We start from the raw sequence: 17,942 nt of genomic DNA, 5'->3' as shown, positions 1-17,942 counted from the left end.
ACGAGGGTAGGGCGCCGGCACCGATCGCGGGGGAGGTGGGAAACCACCTTCCCCGTTGTTGTTTTCCATCCTCAACGACGATCGAAACGAGCGCAGCCGTGAAATTCCTCGACGAAGCCAAAGTCTACGTCCGCTCCGGCGACGGCGGGGCCGGCTGCGTGGCGTTCCGCCGCGAGAAGTTCATCGAGTTCGGCGGCCCCAACGGTGGCGATGGCGGCCGCGGCGGCGACGTCTGGGTGGAATGCGTCGAGGGGCTGAACACGCTGATCGACTACCGCTACCAGCAGCACTTCAAGGCCAAGAAGGGCGAGCACGGCATGGGCTCGAACCGCCACGGCGCCAACGGGGCCGACGTGGTGCTCAAGGTGCCCGCCGGCACGGAGATCGTGGCCGAGGACGGCGAGACGCTGATCGCCGACATGACCCATGTCGGGCAGCGGGTGCGGCTGGCCAAGGGCGGCAATGGCGGCTTCGGCAACGCCTATTTCACCACCTCCACGAACCGCGCGCCCAAGCACGCCAATCCGGGGCAGGAGGGCAGCGAGCAGTGGATCTGGCTGCGTCTCAAGCTCATCGCCGATGCCGGCTTGGTCGGCCTGCCGAATGCCGGCAAGTCCACGTTCCTGGCGACGGTCACCGCCGCCAAGCCGAAGATCGCCGATTACCCCTTCACGACCCTGCATCCCGGGCTGGGCGTCGTACGCTCGGACGAGCGGGAATTCGTGCTCGCCGACATCCCGGGCCTGATCGAGGGCGCGCATGAGGGCGTGGGCCTGGGCGACAAGTTCCTCGCCCACGTGGAGCGCTGCCGCGTGCTCCTGCACCTCGTCGACGGCACCAGCGAACACGCGGGAAAGGCCTACAAGCTCGTCCGGGGCGAGCTCGAAGCCTACGGGCATGGCCTCGAGGACAAGCCCGAGATCGTCGCCCTGTCGAAGGTCGACGCCCTCGATCCGGAGACGCTCAAGGAGCAGCTCGCGCGGCTGAAGCGGGCGGCGAAGCGCAAGCCGCTGGTGTTGTCAGCAGCGAGCGGGCTCGGCGTGCAGGACGCGCTTCGGACGATTGCGACGGAGATGCGAGTGGCTCGGATCGCCGAGGAGGAAGCACAGCCGGCGCCCTGGCAGCCGTGAGTCACGCGGTGCGATCTCGAAGCGAAGGCGTGATCCTGGCGCATGATCCCGGCACTCGTGACGGGGTAGCGCCGTAGGGGTCAGTCTGCCTTCGCCGCGAATGGGTGGGCGACGAGTGCCCGATCGATCGTCACGAGCCGGAGGTTCTCGACCTGGCATTGAGCGAGCAGCATCTTATCGAACGGATCGCGGGTGGCCGGCTCGGGTTCGACGGACGCAAGGGCGCGGTGCCCGTTGATCGGCACGAGGTCTATCCCGAGACCGGCGATGAGTTCGGGGAGCGTCCTGAGGTCCGGCGTCAGCCGGAGCTTGCCCAGCCGCCATTTGATGGCGATTTCCCACAGGCTCGCCACGCTCACATGGAACTCGCCCGCCGGCTCGGCGAGCAACCGCTGGACGCCTGGGGGGAAGCCGCCCGTCCTTCTCTCGATCAGGGCCAGGAAGATGTGGGTATCGAGCAGGAGCTTCATGCGTCCGGCGGCAACGGGCGCAGGAGAAAATCGTCAGGCAACGGATCGTCGAAGTCCTCCGCGACGAAGGGCGCGATGGTGGTGATCCCGTGCTTCGCCTTGAACGCGTCGATCGCCTCCCATCGCAGCCCTTTGCGGGGCTGATGGGGCACGAGATCAAAAACCGGCCGACCGTTGCGGGTAACGACGATCGTCTCGCCGTTCTCGACCTGACGGGCCAGCGCCGTCAGGCGGTTCTTCGCTTCGCGGATCGACACGATCGTCATGGTTCGCGATGTAGCTACATGCAGCCACAAAGGCAAGATTCGCCAGAGCCGTGGTGAGGAAACCGAGTTCCGGCGATGGCCTCGTCGATGCGGCCGCCAAGGTCCACGGCCTGCCGCTCTTGTTCAAGGGCAACGACTTCGTGCACACGGACATCGAGCCCGCGTACCGACCCGTCCCATGACACCCGCCCTCCAGGATTTCCGCCGCGTCGTTCTCAAGGTCGGCTCGGCGCTTCTCGTCGACCGGAGCCGCGGTCGCCTGCGCCATGCCTGGCTCGCGGCGCTCGCCGAGGACATCGCCGAGCTGCATGCGCGGGGCGTCGACGTGCTCGTGGTGTCCTCCGGCGCGATCGCGCTGGGCCGCACCGTCCTCGGCTATGCGCCCGGCACGTTGCGGCTTGAAGAGAGCCAGGCCGCCGCCGCGGTGGGCCAGATCTCGCTCGCTCGGCACTGGTCCGAGGCGCTCGGCCATCACGGCATCGCCGCCGGGCAGATCCTGGTCACGCCGCAGGACACCGAGGAGCGCCGCCGCTACCTCAACGCCCGCGCCACCGTCTTGAAGCTCCTCGAAGTGCGCGCCGTCCCCGTGGTCAACGAGAACGACACGGTCGCCACGAGCGAGATCCGATACGGCGACAACGATCGCCTCGCCGCCCGCGTCGCCACCATGATCGGCGCCGACGTGCTCGTGCTGTTCTCCGACATCGACGGTCTCTACACGGCGCCCCCGGCGACCGACCCGCAGGCGCGCCACCTGCCCCTCGTCGAGCGGATCACGCCCGAGATCGAGTCCATGGCGGGCGGGCCGGCCTCGGAACTCTCCCGCGGCGGCATGCGCACCAAGGTCGAGGCCGGCAAGATCGCCGCCAGCGGCGGCACGCACATGATCATCGCCGACGGACGGGGGAAGAACCCGCTGCGCACGATCCTCCAGGGCGGGCGCTGCACCTGGTTCCTGTCCGGCTCGAACCCCATCGCCGCGCGCAAGGCTTGGATCGCCGGCTCGCTGGAGCCGCGCGGTGCGCTCGTCGTCGACCAGGGAGCGGCACGTGCGCTGCAGGGGGGCGCCAGCCTGCTGCCGGTGGGCGTCACCGCCATCGAGGGCAGCTTCGGGCGGGGCGACGCCGTCATCATCCGCGACGCTTCCGGACGCACGCTGGGCCGGGGCCTCGTCGCCTACGACAGCACGCAGGCGGCCGGCATCATCGGCCGCACGAGCCGCGAGATCGCCGAACTTCTCACCCATCCCGGCCGCGCCGAGATGATCCACCGCGACGACCTCGCCATGGCGGGCGGGTGAGGCATGCGGTTCAGCGTGCTTGTTTTGTCGCATCCTCGCGTGGCATGAGGGTGGATTGACACGGGCGGCCGCTGCGACGAGGCCGCGGGGATGAAGACAGTGCCGGTCCTGAATTTGCGCTCCGACTTCGCCATCGACGCCGACCTCGCCATGCAGATGGCGCAGATCGGCAAGCGCGCACGCGCTGCGGCCCGCCAGATCGGGCTCGCCTCCGCGCAGACCAAGGACATCGCCCTCCGGCTGATCGCCGAGCGCCTGCGCGCCGACCGGGACGTCATCCTCGCGGAGAATGCCCGCGACGTCGCCGCGGCCCGGAGTGCCGGGCAGACGTCCGCTCTGATCGATCGCCTCACCCTCGACGAAGGCCGCCTGGCGGCGATCGCCGACGCGGTCCAGAAGATCGGCGCGCTCCCCGATCCGGTCGGACGCCAGATCGCGGCCTTCGAGCGCCCGAACGGCCTGCTCATCGAGCGGATCGCCGTGCCGCTGGGCGTCGTTGGCGTCATCTTCGAGAGCCGTCCGAACGTCACCGCCGATGCCGGCGCCCTCTGCCTCAAGGCCGGCAACGCCGCGATCCTGCGCGCCGGCTCCGACAGCCACCGCACCGCCATGGCGATCGCCCGTGCGATGAGCGCCGGCCTCGTTGCGGCCGGCCTGCCCGCCGACGCGGTCCAGCTCGTGCCGACCCGGGACCGCGCCGCCGTCGGCGCCATGCTGGCGGGCCTCGACGGCTGCATCGACGTGATCGTGCCCCGGGGCGGACGTGGCCTCGTCGAGCGGGTCCAGGCCGAGGCGCGGGTCCCGGTCTTCGCGCATCTCGACGGCGTCTGTCACGTCTACGTGGCGGCGGCCGCCGACCTCGACATGGCCCGCACGGTGGTCCTCAACAGCAAGATGCGCCGCACCGGCATCTGCGGCGCCGCCGAGACCCTGCTCGTCGATCGCGCCTGCGCCGGGACGCATCTCCTGCCCCTCGTCGCGGCCCTGATCGAGGCCGGCTGCGCGGTGCGGGGCGATGCCGCCGTCCAGGCCGCGGATCCGCGCGTGACCGCCGCGACCGAGGCCGATTGGCGGACGGAGTACCTCGACGCCATCATCGCGGCGCGCGTCGTCGACGGGCTCGACGCGGCGATCGACCATATCGAGACCTACGGCTCGCATCACACCGATGCGATCGTCACCGACGACGCGGCGGAAGCGACGCGCTTCCTCGCCGAGGTCGATTCCGCGATCGTGGCGCACAACGCGTCGACCCAGTTCGCCGACGGTGGCGAGTTCGGGTTCGGTGCCGAGATCGGCATCGCCACGGGGCGGATGCATGCCCGCGGCCCCGTCGGCGTCGAGCAGCTGACGACCTTCAAGTACCGCGTCCACGGGAGCGGGCAGACCCGGCCCTGAGCCAGTCCGTGCCGGTGCGGCTGCCGCCGGCCCTGCCCGGCATGCGGATCGGCCTGTATGGCGGGTCCTTCAATCCGGCCCATCCGGGCCACCGGCATGTCAGCCTGACGGCGTTGCGGCGGCTGCGCCTCGACCGGATCTGGTGGATGGTCACGCCTGGCAATCCGTTGAAGGATCACGGCGAGCTCGCTCCGCTCGAGGTGCGGGTGGAGACGGCCCGGCGCGTCGCATCCCATCCGCGCATCCTGGTCACCGACTTCGAGAGCGCGATCGGCGCGCGCTACACGCGCCAGAGCCTGCGCTACCTGCGCCTGCGCCACCCGGCCGTGCATTTCGTCTGGATCATGGGCGCCGACAGCCTCGCGAGCTTCCATCGCTGGCAGGGCTTCCGGTCGATCGCCGCGATGATGCCGATCGCCGTGATCGACCGGCCGGGCTTCACGCTGTCGGCTCCCGGGTCTCGGGCGGCGCAGGCGCTCGCGCGCTTCCGGGTGGAGGAGGAGGCCGCCGGGCGGCTTGCCGACAGGAGGCCTCCGGCCTGGACCTTTCTCCACGGCCCGCGCTCGACGCTCTCCTCCACCGCGTTGCGCGTCAGGGACAGAAGCTCGGCGAACTATTGAAAATGGAGCGGGAAGCCTCCAAACTTGGGTCAGACCTTCATGACGCAGCGGCCGTTCCGCCGACACTTCGGGAAATCAGACCCTGAACGCCTCCACCCACACCGAGACGGCCGCTTCCGAACAAGCCGCCGACGCGAAGATCGGCGATCTGCGGGCGCTGGCCCTCGATTGCCTGGAGGACATGAAGGCCGAGGAGACGATCGAGATCGACCTCGTCGGCAAGACGTCGCTCGCGGACACGATGATCATCACCTCCGGCCGCTCGCAGCGCCATGTCGGCGCCATCGCCGACCGCATCCTGCAGGACATGAAGTCGAAGGGCTTCGGCTCGGCCCGGGTCGAAGGCCTGCCGGCCTGCGATTGGGTGCTGATCGATGCGGGCGACGTGCTCGTCCATATCTTCCGCCCCGAGGTACGAGGCTTCTACAATCTCGAGAAGATGTGGGGCGCGGACCGTCCCGCCGGTCTCCTGGCCGGCTGAGGCTCGGGCCCGCCGGCGGGCGCGGACCATGCGCCTCCTCGTCGCGGCGGTCGGGCGGCTGAAGGCCGGGCCGGAGCGCGACCTCGCAGCGCGGTACCGCGATCGCGCCGTTCAGGTCGGCCGCTCGCTGGGGTTTGCCGGATGCGACGTCGCCGAGATTGCCGAGAGCCGCGCCAGACGTGCGCCGGATCGATGCGCCGAGGAGGGCGCGGCCATTCTCGCCCACCTGCCCACGACCGATGGAATCCTGCTCGCCTATGACGAGCGCGGGCGTTCCGATTTGGCGAGCGAGCGAATTGCCGAGCGCGTCGCGGCCTGGCGCGACGCCGGCCGAACGGCACTGGTGATCGCCATCGGCGGCGCCGACGGTCTCGACCGCGCGGTCCGCGCGCGCGCCGACCTGTCGCTCGCCTTCGGAGCGGCGACCCTGCCCCACGGTCTTGTGCGCGTCCTGGCCCTGGAGCAGGTTTACCGCACGCTCACGATCCTGGCGGGTCACCCCTATCACCGCGGCGATCCCGAGGCGCCATGACCGACGAATGGCGGGATATGCTCGACCCTTCATCCAGCTCGGCTCGGCGCCCGAAGCCGCGCCTTTGCGGCGTTCTCGCCGCGATCCTCATGGCCCTGATCATGTCCCCTGCCTTTCCGCAGGAGGTCGCGCTTCCCGATTCCGCCCAGTGGACGCTGGAGGAGAAGAACCGCCGCGCGGAGAGCCTTCGGCAGATCGAGGAGGCCCTGGCCGCGAGCAAGGGTGCGGGCGCCCAGTTCGAGGCCGAGATCAAGGCGATCGGCGGAGATCGGGCCAAGCTGAACGCGGCGCTGCTCGACGCCGCGCGCCAATCCCAGGCGACCGAGGATCGGATGAGCCGGCTGGAGGAGCGCCTGAAGACGCTCGGGACCAGCGAGACGGCGATCCGGCGCTCCCTCGAGGCGCGGCGCGGCGTCATCGCCGAGATCCTGGCGGCCCTGCAGCGCATGGGCCGCCGTCCTCCGCCGGCCGTGCTGGTGCAGCCGGAGGACGTTCTGGCCGTGATCCGCACCTCGATGCTGCTCGGGGCCGTGGTGCCGGAGCTGCGCGGCGAGGCCGAGACGCTCGCTGCGGACCTCACCGAGCTGGTCCGCCTCAAGGGTCTGATCGCCGCGGACCGGCAGAGCCTGCAGGGCGACCTCGCCGGATGGGCGCGCGAGCAGCAGCGGCTGAATGCCCTGGTGACCGCGCGCCGCACCCGGCTCGCCGACGTCGAGAGCGGGCTCGTCGCCGAGCGGGGCCGGACGGCGGAGCTCGCCAGTCAGGCCCGCTCCCTCAAGGAGTTGATCGACCGCATGGAGGGCGAGGTCTCCTCGGCGCGGAAGGCAGCGGAGGCCGCCCGCGACGCCGAGGAGCGGGAGGCCCGCGCGACCCGGGACCGCTTCGCAGCGGCCGGCAGCCGCGATCCCGCGCGTCTTGCGCCGAAGATCCGCTTCGCGGAGGCACGCGGCGAGCTGCCACGGCCCGTCAGCGGCGCGATTGTGCGTAATTTCAATCAGCCCGACGGCAATGGCGGGACGTCGCGCGGCATATCGCTTGCCACGCGCCCCAGGGCGGTGGTCGCCTCTCCGGCCGACGGCTGGGTCTCCTTCGCGGGCCAGTTCCGGTCTTACGGGCGACTCTTGATCATCAACGCGGGCGATGGCTACTATCTCTTGCTGGCAGGCATGGACGGGATCAACGTCGAGGTCGGACAGTTCGTGCTCGCGGGAGAGCCCGTGGCGGTGATGGGGGAGGGTGGTTCACCCGCTCCCGCGGCCGGCGACGATCGAAGCGATCCGGTTCTCTACGTCGAGTTCAGGAAAGACGGCGGCTCCATCGATCCGGAGCCTTGGTGGGCGAAGAGCCCCAGCGAGAAGGTTCGCGGATAATGCGCAAGATTTCCCTGGTTCTGGTCGGCGCGTTTCTGGGCGCCGGAACGTCCGTCATCGCGACGCAAACGCACCTGCTGTCCGGAACCAGCGCGGTGGCGGCCTCGGCCGAGACCTACCGTCAGCTCAGCCTGTTCGGCGACGTGTTCGAGAAGGTCCGCACCGACTACGTCGAGAAGCCGGAGGAGGCCAAGCTGATCGAGGCGGCGGTCAACGGCATGCTGACCTCGCTCGATCCCCATTCGAGCTACATGGATTCCAAGAGCTTCCGCGACATGCAGGTGCAGACCCGCGGCGAGTTCGGCGGACTCGGCATCGAGGTCACGATGGAGGAGGGCCTGATCAAGGTCGTCTCGCCCATCGACGACACGCCCGCCTCGAAGGCCGGCATCCTCTCGAACGACGTGATCACGCAGATCGACGAGGACCAGGTCCAGGGCCTCACCCTCAACCAGGCCGTCGACAAGATGCGCGGGCCGGTCAACTCGCCGGTCAAGCTCAAGATCAACCGCAAGGAGGCGAAGGAGCCGATCGAGGTCACGCTCAACCGCGACGTGATCAAGATCAAGCCCGTGCGCTCGCGCGCCGAGGGCGGCGATGTCGCCTATATCCGCCTCACCCAGTTCAACGAGCAGACCTTCGACGGCCTGCGCAGCGCCATCGACAAGCTCTCGAGCGAGATCGGTTCCGAGAAGCTCAAGGGCTACGTCCTCGACCTGCGCAACAATCCGGGCGGCTTGCTCGACCAGGCGGTGCTCGTGTCGGACGCCTTCCTCGACCGCGGCGAGATCGTCTCGACCCGCGGCCGCAACGCCGACGAGACCCAGCGCTTCTCGGCGAAGGGAGGCGACCTCACCAAGGGCAAGCCGATCGTCGTGCTCGTCAACGGCGGCTCCGCCTCGGCCTCGGAGATCGTCGCCGGCGCGCTCCAGGACCACAAGCGCGCCACCGTGCTCGGCACCCGCTCCTTCGGCAAGGGCTCCGTGCAGTCGATCATCCCGCTCGGCGGCAGCGGCGCGCTGCGCCTGACCACGGCGCGCTACTACACGCCGTCCGGCCGCTCGATCCAGGCCAAGGGCATCGAGCCGGACCAGGAGGTCCTGCAGGAGGTGCCGGACGAGCTGAAGGGCAAGGACGAGACGAAGGGCGAGGCCGGGCTCAAGGGCCACCTCAAGCAGAAGGATGCCGAGGAGCGCGGCGGCTCGTCGGCTTACGTCCCGCCGGACCCGGCCAAGGACAAGCAGCTGATCGCGGCCTTCGACTTCGTCCGCGGCATCCAGAAGGGCGCGGCCAACACGCCGAAGGCCGCCGTCCCGAACTGATCGACCGAACCCGCTGAAGGATTAGCGGAACGTTAACCATAGCGGCCTGCAATGTCGGACGGGACCGACGTTGGAGGCCGCTTCTCGTTGAAGGCCAGGCCGGCCGAGGTACCCGGAGCCTTGGGAAGCGGGCGGCGTGGCCTCCGACGACATCCTGACGCAACCGCTCGGCGGGAAGGCCGTCGCCAGGCGCTGGCGGCCTGGCGCCGTCCGGATCACGCTGCCGGTCGCCGTCGGCGGGCTCGTGGGCGCGCTCGTCGTCGGTGTGAGCATCGTCGCCGTGACAGGCGACCCGCAGGGCGGAGAGCCGCGGGTGATCGTCCCCATCGCGATCCGGGAAGCACCGGCAGCGGCGCCCCAGCCCGTCGCCGCCGCGATCCGCGAGGTGCCGGCCTCCTCCCAGCGCTCGGCGCAGGAGGTCGAGAACGCGTCCGGGGTCGTGGTGGTGCGGCCGGACGGGAGCGCCGCCCCCGGCGACGCCGTCGTGATCCGGGTCCCCAGGGCCGGACCCGTCAAGCTCGCGCCGGCGCCCGATCCGCGGCTGACCGAGCGCGGCCGCCACGGCACCCTGCCGCGCCTCGGCGAGGGGCGCCTGCGCCCGCTCGACATCTATGCTCGCTCCGAGCCGGACGGCGCCCCCGCCGGTCCCCGCATCGCCATCCTCGTCTCCGGGCTCGGCATCGGCCAGGCGGCGACCGCGAGCGCGATCGCCAAGCTCCCGCCGGCGATCTCCTTCGCCTTCGCGCCCTACGGCAGCGATCTCGAACGGACGGTCGCCCGGGCGCGCGAGGCGGGCCACGAGGCCTTCCTCCAGGCGCCGATGGAGCCCTTCGACTACCCCGACAGCGATCCGGGTCCCCAGACCCTGCTGACGACCTCGCGGCCGGCCGAGAACCTCGACCGCCTGTCCTGGTCGATGAGCCGCTTCAGCGGCTTTGTCGGCATCGTCAATTTCATGGGCGCCAAGCTGACGAGCGATCCCGCCGCGATGGAGCCGATCCTGCGCGAGATCGGCGCGCGCGGCCTCGCCTTCGTCGATGACGGCGCCTCGCCCCGCTCCCTGTCGCTTGCCCTCGCGGCCAAGGCGAAGGTGCCGGCGGCGCGCGCCGACATCGTCCTCGACGCGGTGCCGCGGGCGGAGATGGTCGACCGCGAACTCGCCCGCCTGGAGGCGCTGGCGAAGGCGAAGGGCTTCGCCTTCGCTTCGGCGAGCGCGCTGCCGGTCAGCATCGAGCGGATCGCGCGCTGGGCGCGGGAGCTCGAGGCGCGGGGCGTGCGGCTGGTCCCCGTCAGCGTCGCGCTCCGAGGACCGGCACCGGCGCGCCTGACGAGCGCGATGCCGTAGGCCGGTGCGCCTGATCCCTCTGCTGGGGGCAAGGCGATTGCAGATCGGTCCCCATTCAGCTGTGATGTGGCACCACCCATTGTCATTCCGGGGCGCCCGAGGCGAGCCCGGAAACCAGAATCATAGGTGAAGGTCCAGTCTGCGCCGTCAGCGGCTCTGGGTCCCGGGCTCCGCTAAGCGGCCCCGGGATGACAAGCGTGGATGGACCGCTCACGGCCACGCGCCTCTGCAATCGCCCTGTCGGAAGGAGAGGGGGAACTGCATCTCAGTCGTGCGGGGTGCAGAACACGCCGAACGATGGGTCGGAAATGGGATGGAAAAGATCCCGCGTTGCGGCGCCTAGTCCCGCTCCGTATGGTCCCGCGCCATGAACACCGTCGAGACCGCTATCGCCGGGCAGTCCCCTGAGCTGCCCTATCGCCCCTGCGTCGGCATCGCGCTGATCAACCGGCAGGGCCTCGTCTTCGTAGGCCGGCGCCGCGCGGAGGCCGGGCCGGAGCACGTGGCGGGGGACCGGGCCTGGCAGATGCCGCAGGGTGGGATCGACCCGGGCGAGGACCCGGAGACGGCGGCCCTTCGCGAGCTCTACGAGGAGACGAACGTCCCCGCCGGCTCCGTGACGCGGCTCGGGGAGATCCCGGACTGGCTCCCCTACGACCTGCCGCCCGATGTCCTGAAACAGGCCTGGAAGGGGCGCTATCGCGGCCAGACCCAGAAGTGGTTCGCCTTCGGCTTCCTGGGATCGGACGACGAGATCGACGTGCTGCAGCCGGGCGGTGGCGCCCACAAGTCGGAGTTCGACGCCTGGCGCTGGGAGCCGATGACCGGCCTGCCCGACCTCATCATCCCCTTCAAGCGGCCGGTCTACGAGGCCGTGGCGGCGGCCTTCTCCGACCTGACGGCCTGGAGCCGGGCATGAGCCGCCTCCGCGCCGGGCGCGCCTGAGGTCGGCCGGATGCGATGGTGGTCGATCCCGATCGTGCTGGCGCTCGCCTGGTTCGCGTTCACGCTGACGCCGTTCTGGGCGCTGTACGACCTCGCCCGCGCCGTGCAGACAGGGGATGCGGACTACGTCGAGCGGCACGTCAACGTCCGCACGCTCCGGCTGTCCCTGATCCGGCAGACCGCGGCCGCGGCCCGAGGCCCTGAGGGATCGCCGGCCGGCGACCCGCGCGACCGCCAACGGATCAGCGACGCCGCCGTCGCGCTCGCGATTCCCCTGGCCGAGGCCCTGGTCACGCCCCGGACCGTGGTGGATCTGCTCGACGACGGCTGGCCGCAATCCCTCGACCTGCCGAGAAGCGAAACCGCCGACGGCGAGGGCGGTCCGGGCCTGCGCATCGAGGGCCTGACCCGCCTCGTGACCTTCTATCTCGCCTCGGAGATGCGGGGCTTTCGCACGGTCGTCATCGGCGTGCCGCCCGACCTGCCACGCGCGCGTCAGTTCCGCATCCGACTGCGCCTGCGCGGCTGGACCTGGCGCCTCGTCGACATCGAGCTGACGGAGGAGCTACGCGACAGGATCGCCCAGAAGCTCGCGCCCGGGCCTCTCAAGGGGAAGCCGTAGAGCGGCCTCGGCCATCAATCCTCCGATCGCGCCTTGCGGTTCGTGAAGCGGGCGTTGCCGAGCCCGGTGCCGATGGTGAGCACGCCCCAGCGCTCGACCTCGGTCATGTTGGGCACCTCGCTCAGGCCCTGCACGACGGCGTCGTTGTGCATGACGACCATCGTGTCGTGCGAGCCGATGCGGGGAATCGCCTCGATGATGCGATGGCTCAGGTTGAATCGGCTGCTCTCCCAATTGCCGGGCAGGTTCTGGCCGCCGCGCTCGATCGTTCCGTCCGGCTCGATCACCCCGGGGCAGCCGATGCCGATGAAGGGCGCGAGTTCGAGGCGCGCCCGCTTGGCGCGCCCGACCAAATCCTCCAGCATCGCGATGAGCCGGAGGATGGCCTCGTCGCGGCTGGGCGCGGGGTCGTCGTCGCAATGGCGCCAGATCTCGGAGCGCCACACCTCGGCGCGCGAGAGATCCGGTGTCTTCTTCTGGTTCGTGACGAGCACGCCCGCGCGGATGTTGCTGCCGCCGATATCGACCGCGAGCAGGCTGTCGTAGCCCGAGAAGATCCAGGCCGGCGCGAGGTGGACGGCGCCGATCAGCCCGGCATCGTCGGGATGGTTGCGGATCGGCTGAAGGGTGAGGTCGAGCCCTCCGGCGCGCAGGATCACCGCGGCCCGGGCGATGGCGAGATGGCCCACCAGGCTGTCGCGCAGGCCGCCTCCGACGACGATGGCCTGGGTGTCGCGCCAGCCCTTCTGCCGAAGGAAGCGGCGCACCACGGCGGCAAGCTCCTGGGCGAAGTCCTCGACGGCGCTGAACACGAGCCCCGAGGCCTGAGGGCTGCCCTCGATCAGGAACTCGTCGAGCCGCTTCTTGCTGATCGCCTCGCTCGGACGGTCGCCAAGGGGGTCGGGACCGCGCTCGCGCAGCTTCTCGCGCCATCCCTCGATGAGCGCGCGGAAGGCGCGCTTCGAGACTCTGTCCCCGACGAAGCCCTCGTCGTTCCTCAGCTCGATGTTGTAGTGGTCGACGGTGACGGACGGGAGGTCGCGCCCCGCATGGGCCAGACTTGGATTGACCGTTGCGCCGTCTGCCATGCTCGGAGATCTTTCCTCGTTCGCGCGATCCGCTGGAGCCTCAACGCGCGAACACGCGATCGGTCGACGGCAGAATCGGGCGCGCGATGGAGGGTCGGCCGCCGGCTACTGGGGCGGGGCGGAAGCGGCCTTCGGCTTGCTGGCCTCGATCATCGCCTCGGCCTTGCCTTCGTCGGTATCGCCGCGCTCGATCGTACGCTTCGGGTCGGCCGCGAGCTTCGCGACGATCGCGACGAGGCCCTCGCATTCTGTCCCGAAGCCGTAGGTTTCGAGCACGATCGCCGCATCCCGCAGGGTTCGCAAATCGGCCGCAAGCGGTCCGTTGGCGGGCTCATGCAGCTCGGGCTTCGCCGCAAGGGCCTCCTCCAGGCCCGCCTCCCGCACGTTGCACGCGGCCGAGGCGGGTATCGCGCAGAGCGACAGGAGGAGTGCAGGGATCAGCCGATGCATGGGGTCTCTCCGTGAGGACGTCGGATCAGGCGTGGTCGGGGAAGCTGCGCAGGATGTCGTTCGTCAGCGCCACGAGCTGGCTCGGCCGATAGGGCTTGGGCACGAAGACGGATTGCGGCACGGCATCGGCGGGCGACAGGCTCGCGCGCCCGCCGGAGGTGTAGAGGACAGGGAGGCGCGGAAGGTGACGCCGCGCCCGACGCGCCAGCGCCAGGCCGTTGGTGTTGTGGGCCAGGTCGATGTCGGTGAAGAGCAGATCGACGCGCTCGCGCAGGAGGATGGCCTCGGCCGCCTCGGCATCGGCGGCCGTCAGGACACGGTAGCCCTCGTCGAGCAGCGCCTCGGCCGCGAGCTCGCGAACCAGGGCCTCGTCCTCCACCACCAGGACGGTCTCTGTGGCTCCGTGCAGCGGGAAGGCCGGATCGATGAAGGCGGGGAAGGCGAAGGGGACCATGACGCAACTCCAACTCACCCGGCGGCGGGCAACGGCCGCCCTGCCGGATCGCTGGACCAACGGGTCCGCGTCCCGGCGGTTCGTCCCGGTTCACTCGAATTGCGCGGGTTTGGTGAGCAAAGCTTTAACCCTGCCCGCCCGCGATGAATCGCCGTCGCGCCATCCCGGGACGCTCCGACGGACGTTCGTCGCGAACCCGGTGGACATCGCCGCCTCGACGGCCCTGCTTGCGACCGTGCTGGTCTTGCTGCACGCAGCGGCGGGGAAGCCCGTGCCGTGCGACGGGGCGTCGTGACCCGCGCGGAACCTCCCGCTACAGAGGAGGGCTGCCCGACGGGGCGGCGATCCGCGAAACCCGGCAGCAAGGAGCGTTTGTCCCGAGCATGAGCGTCGAGGCCCCCTCACTCACCGATCACGTCGCGCCGATCGAGGCGGGTGCCCACGTCACGTTCCTGGCCTGGCTCAAGGACACCTTGGCGCTCTCGCTCGGGGACGGCGCCGTCCTGCTCGCCCGTGACGGCTCCTCGACCCGTGTGGAGGCGCATCCCGACGCCGCGATCCTCGTGGGCGCGAGCGACGGGCGCCGCCTCGTCACCGGCGGCGAGGACGGTCGCATCGTCGCGACAACGGCCGACGGGACCTCGGGCGAGGTCGCGGCGGCCAAGGGCGGCGCCTGGATCGATGCGCTGGCGCTTCACCCCGACGGCGGCCTCGCCTACGCCGCCGGCCGCAACGTCACCGCCCGGGACGCCAAGGGCCGGGAGAAGACCTTCGCGGCGCCCTCGACCGCGCGCGGCCTGGCCTTCGCACCGAAGGGCTTTCGCCTCGCGGTCGCGCATTACAACGGCGCCACCCTCTGGTACCCGAATCTCGAGACGACGCCCGAGCCCATCGAGTGGAAGGGCTCCCACATCGACGTCACCTGGTCGCCCGACGGGCGCTTCGTGATCACGACGATGCAGGAGAACGCGCTGCACGGCTGGCGCCTGCAGCCGGACCGCGGCCACATGCGGATGTCGGGCTATCCGGGGAAGGTCCGGTCCATGAGCTGGTCGTCCGACGGTCACTGGCTCGCGACCGGCGGGGCCGAGGCGGCGATCGTCTGGCCCTTCGATTCCAAGGAGGGCCCCACCGGCAAGGCGCCCCGGGAATGCGGCGTGCGCCCGGCCCGGGTCTCCCGCGTCGCTTTCCATCCGAAGGCGCCCGTGCTCGCGATGGGCTACGAGGACGGCTGCATCCTCCTCGTCCGCTTCACCGACGCCTCCGAGCTCCTGGTCCGCCCGGCGGTGAAGGGCAGCGCCGTTTCGGCCCTGGCCTGGGACGGGCGCGGCGCGCGGCTCGGCTTCGGCTGCTCCGACGGTCGGGCCGGCGTGCTGACCCTGCCGGGCTGAGGCCTCATGCGCTTCCTCGGCTTCGGCAAGCCGCGACCCGAGGACGACCATCGGCGGCGCGTCGCGGCTTGGGCGCGCGAGGCCGCCGGCCTCCCCGAGGAGGCGATCGTGAAGGTCAACGAGATCCTGTGTCCCGATCCGGCCTGCCCCGGCCTGGAGACGGTGATCCTGCTCATGGTGCCCAGGCAGCGGACCCGCGCCGTGAAGGTCGCGAAGCCCGCCGACGCGGTGACGCAGGCCGATGTCGTCGCGGCCGTCGATGCCGCAGGCTGAGCACGCGGATGGGAACCGGTGCCCACGCCTGGTCTTGTCCGCTCGTCGGTTCGGGGGTTGAGCTTTGTTCGGTGTCCTACGCACGATCGGCCTCGCGCTCGGCCTCCTCGGCGGAACCGTCGCGGCGCAAGGCCCGGAATTCGCGCAGCAATACGCGCAGCGCCTCGGCGGGGCGACCGATGAGTTGCGGCGCGTCGTGACCACCTTCGAGCGGGACGCGGCCGCGACGGGCAACAGCCGCGAGGCCGCGCTCGACCGGCTGCGCGCCAGCGGCGACCCCCTGACGGTCCGCCGCGGCGAGGCGGCACGCGAGGATATGGAACGCCTCAAGACGCTCACGGAGCAGCAGCAGGCGCTGGCCACGGCCAGCGGACCGCTCGGCCGCATGGTGGCGCTGATCCGCAACCCGGACCTGCCCCTGACGCGGGCGACCTACCAGGATTACGCGCCCGCCGTCCCGACCACGGCGGACGGCCTCATCGCCGGCTTCCTCGGCTTCCTCGCCACCTGGGGCGGATGGCGCGTGCTGTCCGATGTCGGACGCCGCCTCACCCGGCTGCGACGCGCGCCGTCGACCGCCTGATCCGGCGTTGCCGTGCGGGCACAGGTGTTGCCGGGCATCTACAGCCGGGGCCCGCCGTCTGAACTAGGAGTGACGGCGAGCGCAGGCCTCACGCCCGGCGCCGGCCCACGGCTTCGATCAGATCATGGTGCGCGCGTCGAACCCCGGTCCCGTCGACCCCGCGATCGACGCGGCGGCGCTGCTGCGGCGGGTCGGCTTCTTCGGGCTGTTCGTGATCGTTCCCGTGGCGGCGCAGGTCGCCCGGCGGGCGGTGGTGATCCTGGCCCCGATCGCGATCGTGCTTCTCGTCCTCGCCGGCGCGCTCGACGGCAAGTACCGTCCGCTGCGGCCGGCCCTGGCGCGGCTCCTGGGAGCGCCGGCCTTTCTCGCCGGCCTCTTGGTCGTGCTCTGGTCGGTCCTGTCGCTGGTGTGGACGCCGTTCCTCGGCCCGGCCACCGAGCGCCTCCTCAACCTCGCGGCGACGATCGCGCTCACGCTGGCCGGCTTCCTCGCCCTGCCGGACCGGATGCGGTCGGCCAACCTCTATCTCCTGCCGCTCGGCGTCGCGGCGGCGGCGACCCTGGCGATCTTGCTGGGGCTCTTCGGCGATACGCTCCGGGGCGGCTCCGACGAGGACAACACCCTGGATCGCGGCCTGATCCTCCTGGCCCTCCTCGCCTGGCCCTCGGTGGCCTGGCTGCGCTCGCGGGGGCGCGACGTGGAAGCGCTCGCCGTGCTGCTCCTGGTCTCGGGCGCGCTGGTGCTCGCACCGAACATGACGCAGCTCCTCGCCCTGGCGGTCGGCGCGCTCGCCTTCGCCCTGACGAGCTACAGGCCGAGCCTGGGCACCACGATCACCGCAGGGCTAATCGCGGTCCTGCTCGTTGCGGCGCCGCTCCTCCCCTTCGTGGCACGGCCGATCGGCATCGCGGTCGCAGGGCCCGTGGCACCTACCGTGCTGACCCTGAAATCCTGGCAGAAGGTGGTGACCACCGAGCCCGTGAGGCTCGTCACCGGGCACGGCTTCGAGACGGCGCGGCGCGGCCGCCTCGTCAACCTCCTGCCCGTCAATGCGCCGACGACCCTGCTGTTCGAGCTCTGGTACGAGCTCGGCATCGTCGGTGCCCTCGCGGCGGCCTACGCCCTGTTCGGGTGCGTGAAGCGGGCCGGCCGCCAGGCGCCGGCGCTGGTCCCGGGCGCGATGGCGGCCTTCGCGGCGGCCTTCACCATCGCCTGCGTCGGCGTCGGGCTGACCGCGATGTGGTGGGTCACGAGCCTGTCCATCGCCGTGCTGGTCTTCGTCGCCGTCGAGCGCGGACAGTTCCGGACGCGGCGCCCCAAGGCGAGCCTGCTGCGGGCGGCCAACGACGCCTGATACGGTTTCCGCTTGACCCCCTCGGCGGCTTCACCCGCGTCCTTCCCCGGACGGGTGGAGCGTCAGCGGAACCCGATCCGGGGCCCAGCTCGGGACGCCGCGAAGCGTCCGAACCCTTGCGCCGTTCGTCATGAGCCGCGGCCGCGGCACTTCCCTCGCCGGGTCCCGGATCACCCTCCGCTGACGCTCCAGACGTCCGAGAAAGGGGTGCGGAGAGGGGACGCTCCAGGGCTGCAGGCCCACACCTCGTCCCAGCTCCGCTCCTCCGGCGGAGGCCAACCACGTGCGATCCCGATCCGGTCCGACGATTTGTCTTGCTATTATTCCTAAATTATGTTTCTAATCCGTCACCTGCTGCCTGGCACTGAGGGTGTCTGTCCGGTGACCGACCGGGCGGGCTTTGGGCGGCAGGGCGGTGCCCGCGTCGGAGGCTCGGTCCCTCTGCCCCGGGCAGCGGTTTGCTCGGCCCCACAAGGCCGGGGCGGGAGGGCGCAGCACGAGTGGGGAGGACATGCCCCGTCGCCGCTTCCACCCTGGCGGTGCGAGCG

Annotated in this window: 22 protein-coding genes; 17 read left to right on the top strand and 5 right to left on the bottom strand. The window is 70.9% G+C overall.

Features of this window, described 5'->3' with window-relative positions; genetic code table 11:
• Positions 1 to 98 precede the first annotated feature (98 nt).
• Positions 99 to 1,130 (top strand): GTPase ObgE, encoded by a 1,032-nt coding sequence (gene obgE / locus MFF55_RS07975; RefSeq protein WP_238243551.1) that lies wholly within the window; start codon positions 99 to 101, stop codon positions 1,128 to 1,130.
• A gap of 80 nt (positions 1,131 to 1,210) precedes the next feature.
• On the opposite strand, the gene MFF55_RS07970 is transcribed toward obgE, so the two are convergent.
• Both MFF55_RS07970 and MFF55_RS07965 read right to left on the bottom strand, forming a co-directional pair.
• The gene (locus MFF55_RS07970; RefSeq protein WP_238243550.1) at positions 1,211 to 1,600 is read right to left on the bottom strand and encodes a type II toxin-antitoxin system VapC family toxin; all 390 of its coding nucleotides are present in this window, start codon (positions 1,598 to 1,600) and stop codon (positions 1,211 to 1,213) included.
• On the bottom strand, positions 1,597 to 1,866 hold the full coding sequence (locus MFF55_RS07965) for a type II toxin-antitoxin system Phd/YefM family antitoxin (protein WP_238243549.1): 270 nt from the start codon (positions 1,864 to 1,866) through the stop codon (positions 1,597 to 1,599). Before MFF55_RS07965 ends, MFF55_RS07970 begins: the two co-directional genes overlap by 4 nt.
• Before the next feature lie 53 nt (positions 1,867 to 1,919).
• On the opposite strand from MFF55_RS07965, the gene MFF55_RS07960 reads away from it, so the two are divergent.
• From MFF55_RS07960 to MFF55_RS07910, 11 genes are all read left to right on the top strand, one after another.
• Positions 1,920 to 2,048, top strand: coding sequence for a type II toxin-antitoxin system VapC family toxin (locus tag MFF55_RS07960; protein WP_238243548.1), 129 nt, complete (start codon positions 1,920 to 1,922; stop codon positions 2,046 to 2,048).
• Positions 2,045 to 3,166, top strand: coding sequence for a glutamate 5-kinase (gene proB, locus MFF55_RS07955; protein WP_238243547.1), 1,122 nt, complete (start codon positions 2,045 to 2,047; stop codon positions 3,164 to 3,166). Before MFF55_RS07960 ends, proB begins: the two co-directional genes overlap by 4 nt.
• Before the next feature lie 99 nt (positions 3,167 to 3,265).
• Positions 3,266 to 4,564, top strand: coding sequence for a glutamate-5-semialdehyde dehydrogenase (locus tag MFF55_RS07950; protein ID WP_238243594.1), 1,299 nt, complete (start codon positions 3,266 to 3,268; stop codon positions 4,562 to 4,564).
• A 41-nt stretch (positions 4,565 to 4,605) separates the two neighbouring features.
• Positions 4,606 to 5,184, top strand: coding sequence for a nicotinate-nucleotide adenylyltransferase (locus MFF55_RS07945; protein WP_238243593.1), 579 nt, complete (start codon positions 4,606 to 4,608; stop codon positions 5,182 to 5,184).
• A 148-nt stretch (positions 5,185 to 5,332) separates the two neighbouring features.
• A complete protein-coding gene (rsfS, locus tag MFF55_RS07940) occupies positions 5,333 to 5,665 on the top strand; it encodes a ribosome silencing factor (protein WP_373874749.1) in 333 nt (110 codons plus the stop codon).
• Between the two features lie 28 nt (positions 5,666 to 5,693).
• Positions 5,694 to 6,197, top strand: a complete 504-nt coding sequence (rlmH, locus tag MFF55_RS07935) for a 23S rRNA (pseudouridine(1915)-N(3))-methyltransferase RlmH (protein WP_238243546.1) — start codon at positions 5,694 to 5,696, stop codon at positions 6,195 to 6,197.
• A 101-nt stretch (positions 6,198 to 6,298) separates the two neighbouring features.
• Positions 6,299 to 7,567 carry a murein hydrolase activator EnvC family protein gene (locus MFF55_RS07930; protein ID WP_238243591.1) on the top strand — a complete coding sequence of 423 codons (1,269 nt, stop codon included), beginning with the start codon at positions 6,299 to 6,301 and terminating at the stop codon, positions 7,565 to 7,567.
• Positions 7,567 to 8,889 carry a S41 family peptidase gene (locus MFF55_RS07925; protein ID WP_238243545.1) on the top strand — a complete coding sequence of 441 codons (1,323 nt, stop codon included), beginning with the start codon at positions 7,567 to 7,569 and terminating at the stop codon, positions 8,887 to 8,889. The genes MFF55_RS07930 and MFF55_RS07925 overlap by 1 nt, the downstream gene beginning before the upstream one ends.
• A gap of 136 nt (positions 8,890 to 9,025) precedes the next feature.
• Positions 9,026 to 10,234 (top strand): divergent polysaccharide deacetylase family protein, encoded by a 1,209-nt coding sequence (locus tag MFF55_RS07920; protein ID WP_238243544.1) that lies wholly within the window; start codon positions 9,026 to 9,028, stop codon positions 10,232 to 10,234.
• Positions 10,235 to 10,601: 367 nt separating this feature from the next.
• Positions 10,602 to 11,153: an RNA pyrophosphohydrolase gene (locus MFF55_RS07915; protein WP_238243543.1), complete on the top strand. Its 552-nt coding sequence runs from the start codon at positions 10,602 to 10,604 to the stop codon at positions 11,151 to 11,153.
• 36 nt (positions 11,154 to 11,189) lie between these two features.
• Positions 11,190 to 11,801: a DUF2939 domain-containing protein gene (locus MFF55_RS07910; protein ID WP_238243542.1), complete on the top strand. Its 612-nt coding sequence runs from the start codon at positions 11,190 to 11,192 to the stop codon at positions 11,799 to 11,801.
• A 14-nt stretch (positions 11,802 to 11,815) separates the two neighbouring features.
• Here the strand turns inward: MFF55_RS07910 and MFF55_RS07905 are convergent, their stop codons facing one another.
• From MFF55_RS07905 to MFF55_RS07895, 3 genes are all read right to left on the bottom strand, one after another.
• Entirely contained in the window at positions 11,816 to 12,889 is a 1,074-nt protein-coding gene (locus MFF55_RS07905; protein ID WP_238243541.1) for an ROK family protein, read from the bottom strand.
• A gap of 105 nt (positions 12,890 to 12,994) precedes the next feature.
• Positions 12,995 to 13,339, bottom strand: a complete 345-nt coding sequence (locus MFF55_RS07900; RefSeq protein ID WP_238243540.1) for a photosystem reaction center subunit H — start codon at positions 13,337 to 13,339, stop codon at positions 12,995 to 12,997.
• Between the two features lie 25 nt (positions 13,340 to 13,364).
• On the bottom strand, positions 13,365 to 13,793 hold the full coding sequence (locus MFF55_RS07895; RefSeq protein WP_238243539.1) for a response regulator: 429 nt from the start codon (positions 13,791 to 13,793) through the stop codon (positions 13,365 to 13,367).
• Here MFF55_RS07895 and MFF55_RS07890 point away from each other — a divergent pair.
• The 5 genes from MFF55_RS07890 (at position 13,792) to MFF55_RS07870 (ending at position 17,394) form a co-directional block, all read left to right on the top strand.
• Positions 13,792 to 14,088: a hypothetical protein gene (locus MFF55_RS07890; RefSeq protein WP_238243538.1), complete on the top strand. Its 297-nt coding sequence runs from the start codon at positions 13,792 to 13,794 to the stop codon at positions 14,086 to 14,088. The two genes, MFF55_RS07895 and MFF55_RS07890, sit on opposite strands and share 2 nt — an antisense overlap.
• Before the next feature lie 88 nt (positions 14,089 to 14,176).
• Entirely contained in the window at positions 14,177 to 15,184 is a 1,008-nt protein-coding gene (locus tag MFF55_RS07885) for a WD40 repeat domain-containing protein (protein ID WP_238243537.1), read from the top strand.
• A gap of 6 nt (positions 15,185 to 15,190) precedes the next feature.
• A complete protein-coding gene (locus MFF55_RS07880; RefSeq protein ID WP_238243536.1) occupies positions 15,191 to 15,457 on the top strand; it encodes a hypothetical protein in 267 nt (88 codons plus the stop codon).
• A gap of 64 nt (positions 15,458 to 15,521) precedes the next feature.
• Positions 15,522 to 16,040 carry a DUF2937 family protein gene (locus MFF55_RS07875; protein ID WP_238243535.1) on the top strand — a complete coding sequence of 173 codons (519 nt, stop codon included), beginning with the start codon at positions 15,522 to 15,524 and terminating at the stop codon, positions 16,038 to 16,040.
• A gap of 124 nt (positions 16,041 to 16,164) precedes the next feature.
• Positions 16,165 to 17,394: a peptide ABC transporter permease gene (locus tag MFF55_RS07870; protein WP_238243534.1), complete on the top strand. Its 1,230-nt coding sequence runs from the start codon at positions 16,165 to 16,167 to the stop codon at positions 17,392 to 17,394.
• Positions 17,395 to 17,942: the final 548 nt, after the last annotated feature.

Source organism: Methylobacterium iners (genome assembly GCF_022179305.1).
GTDB classification, from domain to species: Bacteria; Pseudomonadota; Alphaproteobacteria; order Rhizobiales; family Beijerinckiaceae; genus Methylobacterium; species Methylobacterium iners.
Note: the sequence above shows the minus strand (reverse complement) of the source record. Positions and strands in the feature narration are given on the sequence as shown.